This is a genomic window from Amycolatopsis suaedae (genome assembly GCF_004214935.1).
Classification (GTDB): domain Bacteria; phylum Actinomycetota; class Actinomycetes; order Mycobacteriales; family Pseudonocardiaceae; genus Amycolatopsis; species Amycolatopsis suaedae.
Window position 1 is genome coordinate 1 of sequence record NZ_SFCC01000003.1, and the last position, 18,298, is coordinate 18,298.

The following is an 18,298-nucleotide window of genomic DNA, read 5'->3' on the forward strand; positions in this document are numbered from 1 at the left end:
CGGAAGCTGGGGCTTCCGCCGTTGGCGACGAATGATTCGCATTATGTGACGAAGGATCAGGCTGCGTCGCATTCGGCTTTGTTGTGTGTGCAGTCGGGTAAGACGCTGAATGATCCGAATCGGTTCAAAGTTTGATGGTGACGGGTATTATTTGAAGTCTGCCGCGGAGATGCGGGAGTACTGGGATGTCGAGGTGCCGGGTGCGGCGGACTCGACGTTGTTGATCGCCGAGCGGGTGGCGTCCTACGAGGAGGTCTACGCGCACCGGGACCGGATGCCGGTCTTCGAGGTCCCCGACGGCCACGACGCCGCGTCCTGGCTGCACCACGAGGTCATGGCCGGCCTGCGCAGGCGGCTGCCGGCCGGAGTGCCGGACGCCTACGTCGAACGCGCCGAGTTCGAGATCGGCGTGATCACCGAGAAGGGCTTCCCGGCCTACTTCCTCATCACCGCCGACCTGATGGCCCACGCCCGCGAGGTCGGTATCCGCGTCGGGCCGGGCCGGGGCTCGGCCGCGGGTTCACTGGTCGCCTACGCGCTGGGCATCACGAACCTCGACCCTATCGAGCTGGGCCTGCTGTTCGAGCGGTTCCTGAATCCGGAACGGGTGTCCATGCCCGACATCGACATGGACTTCGACGACCGCAGGCGCGGCGAGATGATCCGCTACGCCACCGACAGGTACGGCGCAGACAAGGTCGCCCAGGTCATCACCTTCGGCACCATCAAGACCAAGGCCGCGATCAAGGACTCCGCGCGCGTCCACTTCGGACAGCCCGGTTACGCCATCGCGGACAGGATCTCCAAGGCGCTGCCCCTGCCGGTCGCGGCGAAGGACATCCCGCTGTCCGGGATCGTCGACCCGTCCCACGAACGTTACGGCGAGGCCGCCGAGGTCCGTGCCCTCATCGAGAGCGACGCCGACGTCGCGACGATCTTCGAGACGGCCCGCGGGCTGGAGGGCCTGGTCCGCAACGCGGGTGTGCACGCGTGTGCGGTGATCATGTCCTCGCAGCCGCTGATGGAGTCCATCCCACTGTGGCAGCGTGACGACGGCTCGATCATCACCGGCTGGGACTACCCCTCCTGCGAAGCCATCGGCCTGCTGAAGATGGACTTCCTCGGCCTGCGCAACCTCACCGTCATCGGCGACGCCATCGACAACATCAAGGCCAACCGCGGCGAGGACATCGACCTCGACACGCTGCCGACGACCGATCCGGAGACCTACGCGCTGCTCGGCAGGGGCGAGAGCCTCGGCGTGTTCCAGCTCGACGGCGTGGCCATGCGGGAACTGCTGCGCCGCATGGGACCCACCGGCTTCGATGACATCATCGCCGTCAACGCGTTGTACCGGCCCGGCCCGATGGCGATGAACACACACAACAACTACGCCGACCGCAAGAACGGCAGGCAGGCCATCGAGCCGATCCACCGGGAGCTGGCCGAACCGCTGCGCGACATCCTCGCCGAGACCTACGGCCTGGTCGTCTACCAGGAACAGATCATGCAGATCGCCCAGCGGGTCGCCGGGTACTCCATGGGCCGCGCCGACGTGCTGCGCCGCGCGATGGGCAAGAAGAAGAAAGAGGTGCTGGAGAAGGAGTTCGAGGGCTTCGAGGCTGGGATGCTCGAACGCGGCTTCTCGCCGGAGGCGGTGCGGGCACTGTGGGACACGATCCTGCCGTTCGCCGGGTACGCGTTCAACAAGAGCCACGCCGCCGGGTACGCACTGGTGGGTTTCTGGACGGCCTACCTCAAGGCCAACTACCCGGCCGAGTACATGGCCGCGCTGCTCACCTCCGTCGGTGACAACAAGGACAAGTCGGCCGTCTACCTGTCCGAGTGCCGCCGCCTGGGCATCAGGGTGCTGCCACCGGACGTCAACGAGTCCGGTCCGCGGTTCACCGCCGTCGGCGCCGACATCCGGTTCGGCATGGGCGCGGTCCGCAACGTGGGTGCCGGGGTGGTCGACTCGGTCATCCGGACCAGGGAACGGACCGGCAAGTACACCTCGTTCCAGGACTTCCTCACCCGCTCGGAGCTGGCCGTCTGCCACAAGCGGGCGCTGGAGTCGCTGATCAAGGCCGGCGCGTTCGACTCGCTCGGCGCCAGCAGGCTCGGCCTGCTGCGGGTGCACGAGGAGGCCGTCGACGCGGTGGTGCCGCTCAAGCGGCGGGAGGCCATGGGCCAGTTCGACCTGTTCGGAGTGGACGGTCCGGCGGAGGAGTCCTCGCCGCTGGCGCACCTGCGCGTCGACGCCGGGGAGTTCGACCGCAAGCAACTGCTCGCACACGAACGGCAGATGCTGGGCCTGTACGTGTCGGCGCACCCGCTGGACGGCGCCGAGGCACAGCTGCGCCGCCACGCGCCGAAGCCGATCGCCGGGCTGCTCGCCGACCCGCCGCGCGAGGGCGAGGTGGTGGTCGCCGGCCTGGTCACGTCGGTGGACCGGCGGGTCAACAAGAAGGGCGAGCCGTGGGCGATCTGCACGGTGGAGGACATGGACGCCTCGCTGGAGGTGCTGTTCTTCCCCAAGTCCTACGCGTTGTTCGGCGCGTGGCTGGTGGAGGACGAGGCGGTGGTTGTCACCGGCAGGGTCAACTGGCGGGAGGAACGGATGTCGGTGTTCGGCGCGGCGGTGACGTCGCTGGAGTTGTCGGCGGCCCCGGAGGAGCCGTTCGTCCTGCGGGTGGCCGCGGACGGGCTGGATCAGGACGTCGTCACCGAGCTGCGGCGGACGCTGCTCGCACACCGCGGTGACACGCCGGTGCGGCTGCGGCTCGTCGCCGGGACGCGGGAGCGGCTGTACGCCCTGGACGATTACCCGGTGCGGGTCGGTTCCGGACTGCTCGGCGAGCTGAAGGGCATCCCGGGGGTGGCGGCCGACGGATATTCGGTTGCCGCCGCCGACGCCGGGCGACCAGGGTGAGCGGGTGGTCGATCGTCAGTACTCCGACGCCGAGCTGGCGTCGTTCTACGACCTGGTCAACCCGTGGCACGAGCGTGGCGACTCCGGGTTCTACCTGAGGCTGATCATGGCGGCCGGTTCCGTGCTGGACGTCGGCTGCGGCACCGGCCTGCTGCTGCACCGGGCCAGGCAGGAGGGCCACACCGGCAGGCTGACCGGCGTCGACCCCGCCGAGGGCATGCTCGCCGTGGCCCGTACCCGGACCGACATCGAATGGGTGCCGGGCGACGCGTCGGCGATTTCCTGGACGGGCGGGTTCGACCTGGCGATCATGACCGGCCACGCGTTCCAGGTGCTGCTCACCGACGACGAGATCCGGACCCTGTTCCGCCGGGTGCGCCGCGCACTCGCCGACGGTGGCCGGTTCGCGTTCGAGACCCGCAATCCGGCAGCGCGGGCGTGGGAGCGGTGGACGCCCGAGCACGTCACGGAGGTCACCGGGCCGGACGGCACGGTGCTGCGGGCGTGGAACGAGGTGGAGCGGGTCGAAGGCGAGTTCGTCACGTTCACCGGGGTGTTCAGCGGTCCCTGGGCCGAGCCGAGGGTCAGCCGCAGCACGCTGCGGTTCCTCACCGCCGCGCGGCTGGACGAACTGCTCGCCGAGACGGGGTTCACCGTCGCGGACCGCTACGGCGACTGGTCCGGCGGGCCGTTCACGGCCACCAGCCGGGAGATCATCACGATCGCGCGGTAACCCGGGAAGCCCGTCAACGGCGGCAACCTGGCCGTCCCTACAATCGGGACATATCCCCCACCCGAAGGGACGCTTCGTGCTCACCAGCGCCATCGGACGGTTCCGCCTGCTCGCCTTGGCCGAGGCCGTTTCCTGGGCCGGTCTGCTGATCGGCATGTTCTTCAAGTACGTGGTGATCGGCAACGAGATCGGCGTGAAGATCTTCGGCCCGATCCACGGCGTGGTGTTCGTCGCCTACGTGATCGCCGCGCTGCTGGTGCGCGCGTCGCTGCGCTGGGATGCCCGCACCACCGTGCTCGCGCTGGTCGCCAGCATTCCGCCGTTCGGCACCGTGCTGTTCGAGCGCTGGGCCACCCGTACCGGGCGCCTGGGAGCGGACCGCCGCGAGTCCACCGTTCCCGCCCCGTGAGTTGACCATTCAGGGCGACTTCCGGTACCTGCCGGGTGCGACGCCGTGCTGTCGTTTGAACGCGACGGCGAACGCGAACTGCGACTGATAGCCGACCGCGCCGGCGATGACGTCGAGCGCCGCGTCGGACTCGCGCAGCATCCGGGCGGCGATCGTCATCCTCCACCAGGTCAGGTACCGCACCGGTGGCTGGCCGACCAGCTCGCTGAACCGCCTCGCGAACGGCGCTCTGGACAAGCCGGTGAGCATCGCCAGTGACGCGACGGTCCACGGGTGTGCGGGGTCCTGGTGGACGGCGTGCAGCGCGGCAGCGACAGCCGGGTCACGCAACGCCGCCGCCCAGCCGGTATCCGGCACGTCCAGCCAGGCGCGCAGGGCGTACAGCAACAGCAGGTCGAGGAGCGCGGGAACGGCGGCGTCCGCGCCCGGCTTCGGCAGCGTCAGTTCGGTACCGAGCAGGTCCACCGCGGCCTTCAGTTCGGGGTGACCGCCGGCGTTCAGGCGGATGACGTCGGGCAGGTCCCTCAGCAAGGGATGGTGGCCGGGCGGGGCGAGTTCGTAGGCGCCGCACAGCGTCACGGTCGACGGTTCGGTGGCGTCGTCGACGGCCCGGCTGCCGGGGGGATCGGCGGTGGCGGGGTCGCACAGGTGAGCGGCCGGTGGCGTCGCCGGGCTGTCGGCCAGCACGTGCCCACGTCCGTGCGGCAGGAGCACGACGTCACCCGCGCCGAGCCGGAGAGGTGCGGCACCGGCCGGGACGAGCACGCAGTTGCCTCGCACGATCACCCGGAACCCCACGGCACCGGGTACCGGCGCGAACTGCTGCGCCCACGGAGCGTGCCACGTCACGAGGGCCGACCTCGGTCGGCCGTGCCGCAGCACGGACAGCACGTCGCTCAGCACATCCACGACGGCGACCCTAGGCCACCGAAGACGATCACGAATGAATGAGCGGCTATGACACATGGCTTGTCTCAGCCGGGATTCCTACGGTGGAGATCATGAAAGCCGCACGGATTCATCAGCACGGCGACGCGAGCGTCATCCGGATCGAGGAGATCCCACGTCCGGTGCCCGGGCCCGGTCAGGTACTGATCGAGGTCGCCGCGACGTCGTTCAATCCGACCGAGGTGGCGTTGCGGAACGGCGCGCTGCGTGACCTGGTCCCGATAGCCCTGCCGCTCACGCTGGGCTGGGATGTCTCGGGCACGGTCGCGGAACTCGGTGCGGGGGTGACCGGTCCAGCGGTCGGCGACCGGGTCATCGGCTGGACCGACGGCGCGGCCGCGGAGTTCGCCGTCGCCGGCGCCACGACGGTGGTCGCAGCGCCCACCGCCGTTTCCCTCGCCGATGCGGCCGCCATCCCCCTCGCCGGGTTGACGGCCTGGCAGGCGATCGAGCGTGCCCGGCTCGTCGCCGGTGAGCGGGTTCTGGTCAACGGGGCGGGTGGCGGCATCGGCGGGTTCGCCGTCCAGCTCGCCAAGCACGCCGGGGCACACGTGATCGCCACCGCCAGTCCGCGCAGCAGGCAGACGGTCCTGCGATACGGCGCCGACCAGGTCGTCGACTACACCACCACGGCCCTGAGCACCGCACTCGGCAACCAGGTAGACGTCGTGAACCTCGTCGGCCTCGACCCGCCGCAGGCCCGCGCGCTGGCCCGGCTCGTCCGGCCGGGGGGCCGCATCGTCTCGGCCACCAACGAATTCGAGGCACCGGACGGCACCGGCGTGACCACGGCACACGTCGTGGCACGCAACGACGCCGCCCAGCTCGATGCGTTGGTGGGGCTGGTGAACGACGGCGTGATCACCGTCGAGGTCACCGAACGCCGCCTGCTCGGCGAACTCGCCGACCTCCACCGAAGGAGCGAGAAGGGCGACATCCGCGGCAAGGTCATCGTGCTGCCTGCGGTGTGAGGGCGGGCGTTCAGCCGTCGAGGTCGACGCGGATCGTCAGCAGATCCGTACCGAGCACGCGGACGGCCGTGCTGTTCAGCCGGGGGAGTCCGCGGAGCCGGGCCACCGGGTCGTCGCCGGGAACCAGGTGCGCCGTGCCCGGGTGCCACCGCCCGCGCAGGCGGACACGCACCCGGGGATCGGCCTGGATGTTGCGTACGTACTGCGACCGTTCGCCGTGCTCGGACACCAGCCAGAACGTGTCGCCCCGGCGACGCCCGCCGATCGGCGTCCGCCGGGGCTGCCCTGAGCGGCGGCCGGTCGTCTCCAGCAGGGTCTGCACGGGCAGCAGTCGCAGCAGCGGGTTGATCCTGCGCTGGACCCAGGTGACCGCCCGGAATTTACGATCGCTCATACCCCGACCGTATGTGCGACGGTGGTGCCATGCGTACCGGCATCGTGGTAGCGGCCCATCCTGAGACACCCGAGTTGGCCGTGCGGGCCGAGGAGCTGGGGTTCAGCAGCTTCTGGGTGTACGACACGCCGATGGTCCACGGGGATCCGTTCGTGGCGCTGAGTTCGTGTGCGCGGGCGACCAGCCGGATCAAGCTCGGGATCGCGGTGACCTCGCCCGCGTTGCGGTCGGCGCCCGCCGCGGCGAGCGGGTTCGCCAGCCTCAACGCCCTGGCACCGGGCCGGATCGCCTGCGGCGTCGGCACCGGGAACACCGCCCGGCGCACCCTGGGCATGTCGCCGGCCACGACGGCCGAGCTGGAGACGTTCACCGCCGCGCTCCAGGGGCTGTGTGCCGGACGTCCGGTCGAGTACCGGGAGGGCGACCGGGTCAGTGACGTCCGGTTCCTGCATGCCGGGCGGCAGGTGAACACCGCCGACCCGATCGAGTTCGTGGTGGCCGCGCTGGGGCCGAAGGCCGCCGCCGTCGCCGGCCGCCGCGACGCCGGACTCGTCTCGTTCGGACTGCTGGATCCCGCGGCGTGGCAAGCACTGCACGCGGCTCGCGGGGAGGCCGCGGCCACGTCCCGTACCGGCGATTCGTACCTGATCACCGCGCTGCACGTCCTCGCCGACGGCGCCGACCCCTACGGCGACGCGGCCCGGGACGCGGTGGGCCACGTCGTGTCGTCGATGCTGGCCTTCGCCGCCGACACCCCGGCGGCCGCCGCCGGGCTCGGAGCCGAGGAACGTGACGCCGTGCGCCGCCTGCTCGACCGGCGGGGCACGACGGCCACCGCGCCGGACCGCTACACCAGGCTCTACCCGAACTACCTGGGACGGATCGCCCCGGAGGACCGGGATCTGATCACCCCGGCGCTGATGGACGCACTGACCCTGGTCGGGACCGCGGACGAACTCCGTGCCCGCGTCGCCGCCCTGGCCGAAGCGGGTGTCGACGAGATCGTCATCCAGCCGGTGGTCGACCCGCCGAGGGAGATGGCCGAGATCCGGTCGGTCTGGTGACTCGCTAGTGTCCTCGGGACACTAGAGGTCGATGACGACCTTCCCGTGCACGTGCCGGCCCGCCTGAAGCTCGACCGCGGCCTGGATCCGCTCGACCGGAAAACGTGCCGCGATCGGCACCCGGAGCCTGCCCGACGCGACCAGCCCGGCGATCTCCTCGATGGCCCCGGCGGCCGCGTTGGCGCCGTTCGCCGGCGTGATGCCGTCGATCTGGGCGGCGATGGTGGTGATGCGCTCGTCCGGCACGCCGAGTTCGCGTGCCGCCCGCACGGTGTCCGTCCCGTGCAGGTCCATGGCCGCGGTGATGCCGGCGGGAGCCAGCGCACGGACCCGGTCGGCCAGGCCGTCGCCGTAGGTGACCGGCTCGGCTCCCAGGGCTCGCAGGGCGTCGGCCGAGGTCGCCGACCCCGTCCCGATCACGCGCGCACCCGCGAGGCGCGCGAGCTGGACGGCGAACACACCTACCCCGCCGCCCGCACCGCCGATGAGCACCGTGTCGCCGGGGCCCGGGCCGACCACGGCCAGAGCCGCGGCCGCCGTGCAGCCCGCGATCGAGAGGGTGGCGGCGGTGCCGTCGTCGACGCCGTCGGGGGTGCGGTGCGCCTGTCCGCCCACCGCGATGGTTCCCGCCTCGTCCACGACGACGTAGTCGGCGACCGCGCGGGACAGTGCGCCGCCGAACACCCGGTCGCCGACCCCGAACTCGCTCACGCCGTCGCCGATCTGGTCCACGATCCCGGCGTAGTCGGTGCCGAATCCACACGGGAGGCTCAAGCCGAATCGTGCGGCGGTCTCCGCGTCGGAGGTCATGAACCAGTCCATCGGGTTCAGGCCCGCCGCGGTGACCCGCACGCGAATCTGCCCCGGGCCGGCCTGCGGCACGGGTACCTCGCGGACGCTGAGGGCCTCCGGTCCGCCGAACGACTCGAACTGGACCGCCCGGCCCGTCGCCGCCGACGCTGTGACGCTCGGTTCTGTCATGCTCGTTGTCTCCTGAAACGGACTACGCTTCGGTTAGTGATCCCAGTCTAACGCAAGTGGAGCGTGATCCGTTTTGGCTGCCGCGGAGAGCCGTAAACCGCGAGCGGATGCGACCCGCAACCGCAGGCAACTGCTGGCCGTGGCGACCCGTTTGTTCGCTTCTGCCGAGGCCGAGCCGTCGATGCGCGCGATCGCCAACGAGGCCGGGGTCGGCATCGCCACCCTCTACCGGCACTTCCCCACCCGCGAGTCGCTGGTCGAGGCGGTCTACCAGGACCAGGTCTCGCGACTGACCGCCGGTGCCCGTGAGCTACTCGCCCAGTTCGGCCCGCCCGCGGCGCTGCGACGCTGGATGGACCTGTTCGGGGAGTGGATCGCGACGAAGAACGGGATGCTCGACACGCTGCTCGCGATGGTCGAGTCGGGCGAGATCGCCCATGCCCACACCCGGACCGAGCTGCTCGGGGCCATCGAGGACATCCTCGAAGCCGGCCGGGCGAGCGGGGAACTCCGCGCCGACGTCCCCGCCGAGGACATCGCCGCCTCGCTCATCGGCATCTTCACCGTGGCCGGCACGCCCGAGCACGCCGCGATGGCGGCTCGCCTGCTGGACCTGCTGATGGACGGACTCCGGCCTGCCGCTCCGTGCCCAGGCCGCGACGACGGTCAGGCGGCGGGACGGCCCGCTCCGGCGTAGCTGTCGTTCGGCTTGCGGTAGGGGTGCACCTGTACCGCCTGGCCGAACGTCGGCGCGTCGACCATCTGCCGGTTGCCCACGTAGAGCCCGACGTGGTGGATCTTCGTCGACGGGTTGCCGTAGAAGATCAGGTCGCCGAGCTTGGGCTCGGTCTCCTTCGGTACCAGCGGAACGCTGCCGTACTGCCAGTGCGCCGTGCGCTTCAGCGTGATGCCCGCGCTGGCGTACGCGGCGGTGGTCAGGCCCGAGCAGTCGAACCCGGCGTCGCCCTTCTCGGTGCCGTTGCCGCCCCACACGTAGGGCAGGCCGATCTTGTCGATGGCGAACGTGACGGCCTTGAGCACGGCCGGGTTCGGCGGGGCGTTGTCCTTGATGACCGTGCCGTAGACGTTGGCCGTCGCCAGCACCCGGTGCAGGAACAGCGGGGCGTCCTGGACCGAGCGCACCGCCTCCCACCAGGTCGGCCCGTCGGAGAGGTCCCTGCCGTCGGCGCAGAGCGCGCGGCCCGCGGTCAGCGCGGCGTCGTCGATGTTCTGGATGTCCGGTTCGGCGGTGCCGGTGTGGCTGCGCTTCCAGCCGTTCCACACCTCCGGCGGCAGCTGCATCGGGCCGGACGAGCCCGCCTTCGACACCGGCTTGCCGTAGAAGTCCCGCACCTCGACCGTGCCGATCGGCTTCGCCGCCGTGCCCGCGTCGCCGAGTCCGCCGCCCGCCCTGCCGTGGTCACTCGCGTTCTTGCCGATGCCGGCCAGCGTCACCCAGGAAACGTTGCACTTGGGCTCCTCGGCGGTGAGCGTGACCGTCGCCCTGGCGTAGCCGAGCATCGCCCGCGGCGGGATGTCCAGCCAGCCGGAGACCTTGGTGACCCACTCGTTCAGCTGCGCCTCGTCGTCGGGTACCGCGGCCTCGGGCTGCGTGGACGGGGCGGGCGGTTGCTCCGCGGCGGGGGCGGGGGCCGCCGAGACGGTCGGCGCGGGGTCGGGTGGCGCGAGCTGGGTGAGCACGGCGACCAGCGCGCCGACGGCGGCCAGTGCCAGGCCGGTGTAGAGCCACCGCCGCCGGGCCGGTACCTGGGGAGCCGGTTCCTCGGACACCCTCACACCCCCGCGATCCGGTCGTGGACGAACGTGCGCAGCCCGTCGAGGTCGGTGTCGACGGCGACGTCCACCGTCGGCGGAATGGGCGGCCTGCCGCCGCCGTCGGGTGCCTCCGGCGTGCGCCGGTCGACGATCGTGGCGCCGCGTGCCGGGCCGAACCCGCAGTCGACGTCGATGGGCCAGCTCTGGGTCTGCAGGATGCCCGGGCTGATGGCCTCGGCGACGGCCACCGCGTCGTGCATGACCATGCCCTCGCTGCCGAGGATCGTGCGGTAGTAGGCGCGGTAGTCGGTGGTCAGGGCGTTCAGTCCGGCACCGACCGGCCCGGACGCGGCCAGCGAGTCCAGCCACGGGGCGTCGACGGCGCAGCGGTGGGTCAGGTCCATCGGTACCAGGACCGTCGGCACCGACTCCTCGACCAGCACCCTGCGGGCGGCCTCCGGGTCGGCCCAGATGTTGAACTCCGCCGCCGAGCTGATGTTGCCGCCCGCCACGGCACCGCCCATGATCACCAGCCGGGCGATCTTCTCCCGGATCCCGGGGTGGGCCGCCAGCAGCAGCGCGATGTTGGTGAGCGGCCCGATCGGCGCGATGGTCACCGGCTCGTCGGACGCCTCCAGCAACTGGACCATCATGGTCACGGCGTCGACGGGCTCGATGTCGCGCAGCGGGTCGGGCAGCCCCTCGGATCCACCGAGGCCGTCCTCGCCGTGCACGGCGTAGTCGCGGGGCTTCGGGAACGGGTAGACCAGCGGCCGTTCGGCACCTGCCGCCACCGGGACGTCCTTGCGCCCGAACAGCGCCAGCAGCCGCTGGGCGTTACGCGTGGTGGCCTCGAGCGGCACGTTGCCGTAGACCGTCGTGAGCCCCAGCAGCTCGACGTCGGCACTGCGTGCCGCCAGCGCGATCGCGAAGGCGTCGTCGACGCCAGGGTCGGTGTCGATGATCAGTTTGGTCCCCACAGCACTCCCTTCCCCCTGCAGGTTATCGTCTGGCGCATGACTTCCATGTGGGGTTCCCCGGTGCTCTCCCGGCTGGGCGCGTGGCGGCGAGCCCGCAGGGACCCCCAGCAGGCGCGGTTCCTGACGCGGGACTCGCTGCGCTGGGTGCTGCGCAACCGGGCGTTCACCCCCTGGTACCTCGTCCGCTACTGGCGGCTGCTGAAGTTCCGGATCGCGAACCCGCACATCATCCTGCGCGGGATGGTCTTCCTCGGCAAGGACGTGGAGATCCACTGCCGCCCCGGCTACGGCCGGATGGAGATCGGCCGGTGGGTCCACATCGGCGACGGCAACGCCATCCGCTGCCACGAGGGCTCGCTGCGCATCGGTGACAAGGCCGTGTTCGGCAGGCAGAACGTGCTCAACGCCTACCTCGACATCGAACTCGGCGCGGCCACGCTCGTCGCCGACTGGGTCTACATCTGCGACTTCGACCACGTCACGGCCGACATCACCCTGCCGATCAAGGACCAGGGCATCGTCAAGGCGCCGGTGCGGATCGGGCCGGACACCTGGATCGGGACCAAGGTGTCGGTGCTGAAGGGCACCCGGGTCGGCCGGGGCTGTGTGCTGGGTGCGCACGCCGTCGTGCGGGGGGACGTCCCCGACTACGCGATCGCCGTCGGCTCCCCGGCGCGGGTGGTCAAGGACCGCCGTGCCGACTACGAGGCCGACGCCGAGCGCCGCGCCGCGGTGCGTGACATGGCCCGCAAGGCCGACGAGGCCCTGCGCCAGGCCCTCGACTGACGGGCCGGCTGCCCCTCGCGCGCGCGGCCGGGCGCCAAAGCACGTGAAGGCCCCCTTCACCACGTCACACGTAATGAAGGTGGCCTTCACGAGCTTGACCTCAGGCCTTCGGCACCGCCGGGTAGGGCACGAAGGTGCTGGTGTTCTCGTCCACGGTGAGCTGCTTGCCGATCGTGGGGAACGCCCGCTGCGGGCAGGCCGGCCGCTCGCACACCTTGCAGCCCATGCCGATCGGCGTCGACGCCGCCCGGTCGTCGAGGTCGAGGCCGGTCGAGTAGACCAGCCGCCGCGCGTGCCGCAGCTCGCAGCCCAGCCCGATGACGAACGTCTTGCCCGGGCTGCCGAAGCCGCCGATGTTGCGCGACACCGTGCGCGCGATCCAGAAGTAGCTCTTGCCGTCGGGCAGCGTGGCGATCTGGGTGTGGATCTTGCCCGGCGCGGTGAACGCCTCATACACCGTCCACAGCGGACAGGCGCCGCCGACGCGGGAGAAGTGGAAGCCGGCCGCGGACTGCCGCTTGGACATGTTGCCCGCGCGGTCCACCCGGACGAACGAGAACGGCACGCCCCGCAGCCGGGGCCGCTGCAGCGTGGACAGCCGGTGGCAGACGGTCTCGAAGCCCACCCCGAAGTGGTCGCAGAGCAGCTCGATGTCGTAGCGGAACTCCTCGGCCCGCTCGTAGAACGTCCGGTAGGGCAGGATCAGCGCGCCCGCGAAGTAGTTCGCCAGCCCGATCCGGGCCAGCGAACGGGCCGCCGGGCCGGAGAACGCCCACGAGTCGGCCAGTTCGGTGATCAGGTCGTCGTACTCCAGCAACGCGATCTGGGAAGCCATCCGGAACGCCTGCTGCCCGATGCGCAGGCTCGGCGCCAGCCGCAGCACCCGCGCCCTGGGCTCGTAGCGGTGCTGCTCGCCAGCGTTCTCGTCGATGCCCTCGCTGGTCACCCGCACGTCGTAGGTGTCGGTGAGCCGCTCGCGCAGGCCGTTGCGGACCTCGCCGCGTCGCAGGCCCAGTGAGACGGCCATGCGTTCGGCCCGTTCGTCCAGCTCGGCGACGTAGTTCTCCCGTTCGTAGAAGAAGTCGCGAACCTCCTCGTGCGGCAGCGGCGCGGCGGCGCTGCCGTGCACGCCCCTGCCGTCCTCGGTGACCAGCGCGGCAGTGCTCTCCACCGCCGTGCGGTAGCGGCGGTGGAGCTGGACCAGCGCCTGCGCGATGGACGGCTGGTTGCTGGCCAGCTCGTTGATCTCGCTCGGGGAGACCTGGACGCCGAGCGCCTCGTCCAGCAGGGCCTCGCGCACGTCGGCGACCAGGCGGGCCGTGTCGGTGTTCGCGAAGAACTCCGCGTCGACCCCGAACGCCTGCGTGATCCGCAGCAGTACCGGCACGGTCAGCGGCCTGGCGTTGCGCTCGATCTGGTTGAGGTAGCTGGGGGAGATCTCCAGCAGCCGGGCCAGGTCTGCCTGGCTCATCGACCGCGTTTCCCTCAGATGGCGCAGTTTCGCGCCGGCGAACGTCTTGTCCACTGCGTGCTCCGTAACCGATCCAGTAAACGGTCAAGATCCCCCTGACCGGGAGATCTGCGAACCGCGGCTTCGCAGCCTTCGCGAACAGGCTAGGGAAACTTCGCACAAATTGGCAAATTGGAGCTCTGGCGACGTTTCCGCAGGCCATGTCATGGTCGCTGCAAGCAGGCGAGTAATCGCAAAGTTCGCAACGTGGGAGATCCAATGGCAGACACGGTCAACCGGGAGCAGGCAGCGAAGCAGCTCGCCGAGAAGTGGGCGAGCGAGCCCCGTTGGCAGGGTGTGGACCGGACCTACACCGCGGCCGATGTGATCAAGCTGCGCGGCAGCGTCGTCGAGGAGAACACCCTGGCCCGCCGCGGCGCGGAGCGGCTGTGGGATCTGCTGCACACCGAGGACTACGTCCACGCGCTCGGCGCGCTGACCGGAAACCAGGCCGTCCAGCAGGTGCGGGCCGGCCTGAAGGCCATCTACCTGTCCGGCTGGCAGGTCGCCGCCGACGCCAACCTCGCCGGCCAGACCTACCCGGACCAGAGCCTCTACCCGGCCAACTCGGTTCCCGCGGTGGTGCGCAGGATCAACAACGCGCTGGGCCGCGCCGACCAGATCAACTGGGCCGAGGGCAACACCGACATCGACTGGTTCGCCCCGATCGTCGCCGACGCCGAGGCGGGCTTCGGTGGCCCGCTCAACGCGTTCGAGCTGATGAAGGGCATGATCGCGGCCGGTGCCGCGGGCGTGCACTGGGAGGACCAGCTGGCGTCCGAGAAGAAGTGCGGCCACCTCGGCGGCAAGGTGCTCATCCCGACCAAGCAGCACGAGCGCACGCTGAACGCCGCCCGCCTCGCCGCGGACGTGCTCGACGTGCCGTCGCTGATCATCGCCCGCACCGACGCGCAGGCCGCGACGCTGATCACCAGCGACGTCGACGAGCGCGACCAGAAGTACATCACCGGTGAGCGCACCGCCGAGGGCTTCTACAAGGTCCGCAACGGCATCGAGCCGTGCATCGACCGCGGCCTGGCCTACGCCCGCTACGCCGACCTGCTCTGGATGGAGACCTCCGAGCCGGACCTGGACGTCGCGCGCGAATTCGCCGAGGCCATCAAGGCGAAGTACCCGGACCAGATGCTGGCCTACAACTGCTCGCCGTCGTTCAACTGGCGCAAGCACCTGGACGACTCGACCATCGCCAAGTTCCAGCGCGAGCTCGGCCACATGGGCTACAAGTTCCAGTTCATCACGCTGGCCGGCTTCCATGCCCTGAACTACTCGATGTTCGACCTGGCCAAGGGCTACGCGGCCGACGGCATGACCGCCTACGTCGACCTGCAGGAGCGCGAGTTCGCCGCCGAGGACCGCGGCTACACCGCGACCAAGCACCAGCGCGAGGTCGGCACCGGCTGGTTCGACCAGGTGGCCACCGCCCTCAACCCGGACAGCTCCACCACGGCGCTGAAGGGCTCGACCGAGGAAGCGCAGTTCTGACCTGCTGACCCAGGGGTGCCGCCCCCGCGTCCCGGCGACGACCGCCCGCACGGTCGGACGTGCGGGGCGGCCCCCTTTCTCCACCCCTGGAGGGCGAGATGACCGACCTGCTGAACTACCGCATCGAGGTTTCCGGCGAGACCGGCGACCGGTACGACGAGATCCTCACCCCGGCCGCGCTGCGGTTCGTGGCCCTGCTGGACAACGCCTTCGCCGGCCGCAGGCGGGAACTGCTCGACGCGCGGCGGCTGCGCAGGGAGAAGCTCGCCACCGGGGAGGAGACGCTGGGCTTCCTGCCGGAGACCGCGCGGATCCGCTCCGACGAGTCCTGGCAGGTCGCCGGCGCGGCGCCGGGCCTGGAGGACCGCCGGGTCGAGATCACCGGCCCGCCGGACCGCAAGATGACGGTCAACGCGCTCAACTCCGGCGCGAAGGTGTGGCTGGCCGACTTCGAGGACGCCACCGCGCCCACCTGGGACAACGTCGTGTCCGGGCAGATCAACCTGTACGACGCGATCCGCCGTGACATCGACTTCAGCACCCGCGACGGCAAGCACTACCGGATCGGCGACGACCCGGCCACGATCGTCGTCCGCCCGCGTGGCTGGCACCTGGTGGAGAAGCACATCCGCATCGACGGCCGCCCGGTCGCCGGCGCGCTGGTCGACTTCGGCCTGTACTTCTTCCACAACGCCCGCCAGCTGCTGGCGCGCGGCAGCGGCCCGTACTTTTACCTGCCCAAGCTGGAGAGTCACCTCGAGGCGCGGCTGTGGAACGACGTGTTCACGCTGGCGCAGCGGGAACTGGGCATCCCGCGGGGGACCATCCGCGCCACCGTGCTGATCGAGACCATCACCGCGGCGTTCGAGATGGACGAGATCCTGTACGAGCTGCGCGAGCACGCCGCCGGGCTGAACGCCGGCCGGTGGGACTACATCTTCAGCGTCATCAAGAACTTCGGCGAGCGCGGCGCGGACTTCGTTCTGCCCGATCGCGCGCAGGTGACGATGACCGTGCCGTTCATGCGGGCCTACACCGAACTGCTGGTGCGCACCTGCCACCTGCGGGGCGCGCACGCGATCGGCGGCATGGCGGCGTTCATCCCCAGCCGCGACCCGGAGGTCAACGCCGCCGCGGTGGAGAAGGTGCGCCAGGACAAGGAACGTGAGGCCGGTGACGGCTTCGACGGCTCCTGGGTCGCCCACCCCGGCCTGGTCCCGGTCTGCCGCGAGGTGTTCGACGAGGTGCTCGGCGGCTGGCCCAACCAGCTGGGCAAGCTGCGCGAGGACGTCGTCGTGACGGCGGACGACCTGCTCGACGTCGCCAGCGCAGGCGGCGAGGTCACCGAACAGGGCGTGCGCGCGAACGTCAACGTCGCGCTGCGTTACCTCGACGCATGGCTGCGTGGCACGGGAGCGGCGGCCATCTTCGGCCTGATGGAGGACGCGGCGACCGCGGAGATCGCCAGGTGCCAGGTGTGGCAGTGGATCCGCAACGGCACCAAGCTGACCGACGGCACGGCGGTGACCAGGGAACTGGTCACGTCGATGCTGGAGGAGGAACTGGACTCGGTGCGCGCCGACCTCGGCGCGGGCAACCGTCTCGACGACGCGAAGGCGATCTTCGCCGAGACGGCGCTGGGGGAGAAGCTGCCCAACTTCTTCACCACCGCCGCCTACGCGCGTCACCTGGCCGGCTGAGTCCGGGTCCCGCATCCGTGAAGGGGGCCCTCACGGCGTCTGATGCCGTGAGGGCCCCCTTCACGGCATCCGGTTTTACGTAGTGGTACCTAGTGGTCCCCGGATTGTTTTCCCGGGGTGTGGACAGCGAGGCTCGCGGGACCAGCTTTCTCGCCCGTCCCCGAGGAGCCACGTCCGATGAAACTGCGTCCCGCCCTAGCCTTGCTGGCCGCGTTGGCCGTACCGGTGGCGATGTCCACCGTTCCCGCCGCCGCGGCGCCCGTCAAGACCCTTGCCGCGCCGGACATCCCGGTCGCCAACGTCCAGGCCCACCTGAACGACCTGCAGCGGATCGCCACCAGCAACGGCGGCAACCGCGCGCACGGCCGTCCCGGCTACCTGGCGTCGGTGAACCACCTGAAGTCCAAACTGGACGCCGCCGGGTACCAGACCAGGGTGCAGACCTTCACCACCTCCGGCGCCACCGGGTACAACCTGATCGCCGACTTCCCCGGCACCGACCAGAACAACGTGATCATGGCGGGCGGTCACCTGGACAGCGTGAGCGCGGGCCCTGGCATCAACGACAACGGGTCCGGTTCGGCCGGTCTGCTGGAGGTCGCGCTGACCGTCGCCAAGCAGGGCGTCAAGCCGGCGAAGGGGCTGCGGTTCGCCTGGTGGGGTGCCGAGGAGCTGGGCCTGATCGGGTCGACCTACTACGTGAACAGCCTCACCGGCACGCAGCGCTCGGCCATCAAGTCGTACCTGAACTTCGACATGATCGGCTCGCCGAACCCGGCGTACTTCGTGTACTCCGCCTCCGGGCAGCCGTCCGGCTCGGCGGCGCTGCAGACCCTGCTGCAGCAGGGTTTCCAGGCCAAGGGTGTGCAGACCGAGCTGACCAGTGTCGGTGGCCGCTCCGACCACGCGGCGTTCGCCAGGGCGGGGATCCCGGTCGGCGGCACGTTCAGCGGCGCCGAGGGCAGGATGACCTCCGCGCAGGCGCAGAAGTGGGGCGGCCAGGCGGGCGTCGCGTTCGACCGGTGCTACCACCGCTCGTGTGACACCACGAGCAACATCAACGCCACCGCGCTGGACCGGCACACCGACGTGATCGCACACGCCGTCTACTCGCTGATCGGTGCCTCGGCACCGTCGACCACCAACATCTGCTGGCGCTGCCCGCTGTAACCCCGGACGTGAAGGCCACCTTCACCACGTCTCACGTGCTGAAGGTGGCCTTCACGTGCTCCGGTCAGGGCCCCGGCAAAGTCGGGTGGTCCGGAGCGCGTCATTCGCGTTCCGGAACGCGAATGACGTGTTCAGGAACGCGAAACTCGTGCTCCGGCCCGGCGCGGTCGCGCGAACGGCCCGTTCGGCCAGCCGATGACAGACTGGTCTCGCGATCTGGAACTGGCGTGCCGGACAGTGGGACCAGGCGAGCGGGAACGTGCAACTCGCGGGTCCGGAACGGTCGACTCGCGGGTCGGGAACGGAGGACTCGCGAGGGGCCCGTTCGTGCGGGCCCGGCACCACGTGAGAACCGGCGTCCACATCGTGAGTTCTGCGCTCGAGACCAGCCATCTCGGCCTGCCCCAGACACGGCATCCACGCCACCACACCAGCCCCACC

The 18,298-nt window shown here is 70.5% G+C and carries 15 protein-coding genes and 1 pseudogene; 10 read left to right on the plus strand and 6 right to left on the minus strand.

The features are described 5' to 3' along the window. From dnaE to EWH70_RS06050, 3 genes and pseudogenes are all read left to right on the plus strand, one after another. Window positions 1-2,932: pseudogene (gene dnaE / locus EWH70_RS06040) on the plus strand (DNA polymerase III subunit alpha); the annotation flags it as partial. A gap of 4 nt (window positions 2,933-2,936) precedes the next feature. Next, entirely contained in the window at window positions 2,937-3,665 is a 729-nt protein-coding gene (locus EWH70_RS06045; RefSeq protein ID WP_130474278.1) for a class I SAM-dependent methyltransferase, read from the plus strand. 76 nt (window positions 3,666-3,741) lie between these two features. Beyond that, on the plus strand, window positions 3,742-4,074 hold the full coding sequence (locus EWH70_RS06050; RefSeq protein ID WP_130474279.1) for a DUF3817 domain-containing protein: 333 nt from the start codon (window positions 3,742-3,744) through the stop codon (window positions 4,072-4,074). 9 nt (window positions 4,075-4,083) lie between these two features. Here EWH70_RS06050 and EWH70_RS06055 read toward each other — a convergent pair whose 3' ends face one another. Continuing rightward, window positions 4,084-4,983 carry an AraC family transcriptional regulator gene (locus EWH70_RS06055; RefSeq protein ID WP_130474280.1) on the minus strand — a complete coding sequence of 300 codons (900 nt, stop codon included), beginning with the start codon at window positions 4,981-4,983 and terminating at the stop codon, window positions 4,084-4,086. A gap of 92 nt (window positions 4,984-5,075) precedes the next feature. On the opposite strand from EWH70_RS06055, the gene EWH70_RS06060 reads away from it, so the two are divergent. Next, window positions 5,076-5,993, plus strand: coding sequence for an NADP-dependent oxidoreductase (locus EWH70_RS06060; protein WP_130474281.1), 918 nt, complete (start codon window positions 5,076-5,078; stop codon window positions 5,991-5,993). Window positions 5,994-6,003: 10 nt separating this feature from the next. On the opposite strand, the gene EWH70_RS06065 is transcribed toward EWH70_RS06060, so the two are convergent. After that, the gene (locus EWH70_RS06065) at window positions 6,004-6,387 is read right to left on the minus strand and encodes a nitroreductase/quinone reductase family protein (RefSeq protein ID WP_130474282.1); all 384 of its coding nucleotides are present in this window, start codon (window positions 6,385-6,387) and stop codon (window positions 6,004-6,006) included. Window positions 6,388-6,416: 29 nt separating this feature from the next. Here EWH70_RS06065 and EWH70_RS06070 point away from each other — a divergent pair, with 29 nt between their 5' ends. After that, complete coding sequence (locus EWH70_RS06070) at window positions 6,417-7,451, plus strand: LLM class flavin-dependent oxidoreductase (RefSeq protein WP_130474283.1); 1,035 nt, start codon at window positions 6,417-6,419, stop codon at window positions 7,449-7,451. A gap of 21 nt (window positions 7,452-7,472) precedes the next feature. Here the strand turns inward: EWH70_RS06070 and EWH70_RS06075 are convergent, their stop codons facing one another. Beyond that, a complete protein-coding gene (locus tag EWH70_RS06075; protein ID WP_130474284.1) occupies window positions 7,473-8,432 on the minus strand; it encodes an NADP-dependent oxidoreductase in 960 nt (319 codons plus the stop codon). 73 nt (window positions 8,433-8,505) lie between these two features. Between EWH70_RS06075 and EWH70_RS06080 the strand changes: the two genes are divergently transcribed. Next, window positions 8,506-9,129: a TetR/AcrR family transcriptional regulator gene (locus EWH70_RS06080; protein ID WP_130474285.1), complete on the plus strand. Its 624-nt coding sequence runs from the start codon at window positions 8,506-8,508 to the stop codon at window positions 9,127-9,129. On the opposite strand, the gene EWH70_RS06085 is transcribed toward EWH70_RS06080, so the two are convergent. Further along, window positions 9,099-10,223 (minus strand): C40 family peptidase, encoded by a 1,125-nt coding sequence (locus EWH70_RS06085; protein ID WP_240686831.1) that lies wholly within the window; start codon window positions 10,221-10,223, stop codon window positions 9,099-9,101. The two genes, EWH70_RS06080 and EWH70_RS06085, sit on opposite strands and share 31 nt — an antisense overlap. Window positions 10,224-10,225: 2 nt before the next feature. Continuing rightward, window positions 10,226-11,188 carry a nucleoside hydrolase gene (locus EWH70_RS06090; RefSeq protein ID WP_130474286.1) on the minus strand — a complete coding sequence of 321 codons (963 nt, stop codon included), beginning with the start codon at window positions 11,186-11,188 and terminating at the stop codon, window positions 10,226-10,228. A 36-nt stretch (window positions 11,189-11,224) separates the two neighbouring features. Between EWH70_RS06090 and EWH70_RS06095 the strand changes: the two genes are divergently transcribed. After that, window positions 11,225-11,974 carry an acyltransferase gene (locus tag EWH70_RS06095; protein ID WP_130474287.1) on the plus strand — a complete coding sequence of 250 codons (750 nt, stop codon included), beginning with the start codon at window positions 11,225-11,227 and terminating at the stop codon, window positions 11,972-11,974. A 100-nt stretch (window positions 11,975-12,074) separates the two neighbouring features. On the opposite strand, the gene EWH70_RS06100 is transcribed toward EWH70_RS06095, so the two are convergent. Further along, the gene (locus tag EWH70_RS06100; RefSeq protein ID WP_130474288.1) at window positions 12,075-13,499 is read right to left on the minus strand and encodes a short-chain fatty acyl-CoA regulator family protein; all 1,425 of its coding nucleotides are present in this window, start codon (window positions 13,497-13,499) and stop codon (window positions 12,075-12,077) included. 204 nt (window positions 13,500-13,703) lie between these two features. On the opposite strand from EWH70_RS06100, the gene aceA reads away from it, so the two are divergent. The 3 genes from aceA to EWH70_RS06115 all read left to right on the plus strand — a co-directional run bounded on the left by aceA (window position 13,704) and on the right by EWH70_RS06115 (window position 17,857). After that, a complete protein-coding gene (gene aceA / locus EWH70_RS06105; protein WP_130474289.1) occupies window positions 13,704-14,987 on the plus strand; it encodes an isocitrate lyase in 1,284 nt (427 codons plus the stop codon). Between the two features lie 98 nt (window positions 14,988-15,085). Then, window positions 15,086-16,687, plus strand: coding sequence for a malate synthase A (gene aceB / locus EWH70_RS06110; RefSeq protein ID WP_130474290.1), 1,602 nt, complete (start codon window positions 15,086-15,088; stop codon window positions 16,685-16,687). Between the two features lie 177 nt (window positions 16,688-16,864). After that, complete coding sequence (locus EWH70_RS06115; RefSeq protein WP_130474291.1) at window positions 16,865-17,857, plus strand: M28 family metallopeptidase; 993 nt, start codon at window positions 16,865-16,867, stop codon at window positions 17,855-17,857. Window positions 17,858-18,298: the final 441 nt, after the last annotated feature.

Bases quoted from the DNA above. Each gene is read 5' to 3' on its own strand.
- EWH70_RS06060 (WP_130474281.1), top strand. From the start codon at position 5,076: ATGAAAGCCGCACGGATTCATCAGCACGGCGACGCGAGCGTCATCCGG.
- EWH70_RS06065 (WP_130474282.1), bottom strand. From the start codon at position 6,387: ATGAGCGATCGTAAATTCCGGGCGGTCACCTGGGTCCAGCGCAGGATC.
- EWH70_RS06070 (WP_130474283.1), top strand. From the start codon at position 6,417: ATGCGTACCGGCATCGTGGTAGCGGCCCATCCTGAGACACCCGAGTTG.
- EWH70_RS06075 (WP_130474284.1), bottom strand. From the start codon at position 8,432: ATGACAGAACCGAGCGTCACAGCGTCGGCGGCGACGGGCCGGGCGGTC.
- EWH70_RS06095 (WP_130474287.1), top strand. From the start codon at position 11,225: ATGACTTCCATGTGGGGTTCCCCGGTGCTCTCCCGGCTGGGCGCGTGG.
- aceA (WP_130474289.1), top strand. From the start codon at position 13,704: ATGGCAGACACGGTCAACCGGGAGCAGGCAGCGAAGCAGCTCGCCGAG.
- aceB (WP_130474290.1), top strand. From the start codon at position 15,086: ATGACCGACCTGCTGAACTACCGCATCGAGGTTTCCGGCGAGACCGGC.
- EWH70_RS06115 (WP_130474291.1), top strand. From the start codon at position 16,865: ATGAAACTGCGTCCCGCCCTAGCCTTGCTGGCCGCGTTGGCCGTACCG.